The sequence below is a fragment of the Natrinema soli genome, from assembly GCF_028618695.1.
In genome coordinates this window covers 1-2006 of record NZ_JAQIVI010000840.1, presented here as the reverse complement: position 1 = coordinate 2006, position 2006 = coordinate 1, and the positions used below count along the sequence as shown (strand labels likewise).

Genomic DNA, 2006 nt, shown 5'->3' with positions numbered 1-2006 from the left:
GCGGCGTTGCGGTTCTGTGCGAACTGGTTCCGGTCCGACGAGTTCGGGACGATGACGGGCGTGACCTTCAGCGTCGGTATTCTCGGCGGGCTGGCGGCGACGACGCCCCTGGCGATCGCCGCCTCGAGCGTCGGGTGGCGCACCGCCATGCTCGGACTGGGGGCGTTCGGGATCGCGGTCGCGGTCGGTATCGGCCTCTTCTCGCACGACTCGCCGTCCGACGCCGGCCTTCCGCCGATCGACAACGTTCCCGACAGTTCGAACGTGACCTCGGCCGCGGCGCTGAAGCGATACGTCTCCGACGCGATCCGAGAGCCCGAGACCTGGCTGTTGGCCATCATGCTCTTTTTCATGACCGGCATCGGGATCACGATCTTCGGCCTGTGGGGGATCCCCTATCTCGTCCAGACCCACGACATTTCCGTGACGGAAGCGTCGGTCTACCTCCTCGTCGGAAACATCGGCGGGATGATCGGCCCGACGCTGTTCGGCTGGCTCTCGGACCGATCGGGGAACCGGACCGGGCTCATCGTCCTCTCGACCGTCGTCTTCGGGCTGACCTGGGGCGTGTTTGCCGCCTTCGGTACCGTTCCGCTGTTGCTCGTCGGCGCGATCTTCCTCTTCTCCCGAATCCTGCGCGGCGGGATCCCGCTCGCGTTTACCGTCATCAAGGAACGCCACCCCGAGGAGGCGAGCGGGACCGTGATCGGCCTGATCAACACGATGGGATGGATCGGGGCGGCCGTCTTCCCGGTCGTCCTCGGTGCCGCACTCGACGCGTACTGGACCGGCGAGACCGTCAACGGCGCTCGCGTCTACACGGAATCCGGCTATCGAGTGGCGTTCGCCATCGCCGCGGCCGCCGGCCTGCTCGCCGCGGCCTGTGCCGTCGTGCTGTCCCTCCGGACGCGAGACGAGCGCTCCCTCGAGTCGGACGCTGACGTGGAACGGTCGACGGGGTGATACGGATTGCTGTCCCGGTTTCCCGGCGCGACTGCGATCGTCCCGGTTGCGCCGAAAACGACTGACAGCAGTCCGTATGCTCGTCACGAGCACGGGAGTGACCGTTCGAGTTCGACCTCGCACGTTCGAGCGATCCCGCTTCGCCGTCCGCACTGCCTCGTTCCACAGGTTCTTGCCGATACGTAACACATCGCAGGGCAATGCGTTACTACGAAGACATCGAGATCGGCGACACCGAGGAGTTCGGCGAGTATCACGTCACGAAAGACGAGATCCTCGAGTTCGCCGAGCGGTACGACCCCCAGCCGTTCCACACCGACGAGGACGCCGCCGAGGACTCGGCGTTCGGCGAACTGGTCGCCTCCGGATGGCACACCGCGTCGATCTGTATGCGGATGCTCGTCGATGGTCCGATACAGGACCGCGCCAGCATGGGCGCTCGTGGGGCGGACGAACTCCGGTGGAAGCAGCCCGTCAGGCCCGGTGACACGCTCTCGCTCCGGACCGAAATCGTGGACAAGCGCGTCTCGGAGAGCGATCCCGAACGGGGCTACGTCGATAGTCTCCTCGAGGGAGTCAATCAGAACGGCGACGTCGTCATCTCCTGGATCGGACTCGGCATGATCGCGCGTCGAGATCCGGGGGACGACTGAGTCGCCATGGCACGCGTCCCGCTCCTCGAGGCCGCGGACCTGCCCGAGGAGTACCGGTACCTGTTCACGGAGAACAACGTGGGCGACGCCCACATCTTTCGGGCGATGGCGAACGCGCCCGAGCTCATGCGGTGGTACATGCGCTACTCGACGCGCCTCTGGGATGTGCTTCCCGAGCGGGAGCGAGAGATCGTCATCCTCGCGACCGCTCGCGCCCTCGAGCACGCCTACGAGTGGCACCAGCACGTTCGACTCGGCCGCGCGGCGGGCGTCACCGATGCGGAGATCACTGCCATTACCGACGGCGATCTCGCGGCCCTCGACGACCGGGAGGGCGCGCTCGTCGTCTACGCCCGCGGCGTCGCACTGGGTGCTCCCCGCGATGCGGAC

At 66.7% G+C, this 2006-nt stretch carries 3 protein-coding genes; all 3 read left to right on the top strand.

The features are described 5' to 3' along the window. On the top strand, positions 1-963 hold a 963-nt coding region (locus PGX04_RS33845), incomplete at its 5' end, for an MFS transporter (protein WP_273742477.1). A gap of 200 nt (positions 964-1163) precedes the next feature. Then, entirely contained in the window at positions 1164-1616 is a 453-nt protein-coding gene (locus PGX04_RS33840) for a MaoC family dehydratase (protein WP_273742476.1), read from the top strand. Positions 1617-1622: 6 nt separating this feature from the next. Beyond that, positions 1623-2006 (top strand): carboxymuconolactone decarboxylase family protein (locus tag PGX04_RS33835; RefSeq protein ID WP_273742475.1); only part of this gene is annotated, 384 nt, incomplete at its 3' end.

Coding starts and splice junctions, on each gene's coding strand:
- PGX04_RS33840 (WP_273742476.1), top strand. CDS start 1,164: ATGCGTTACTACGAAGACATCGAGATCGGCGACACCGAGGAGTTCGGC.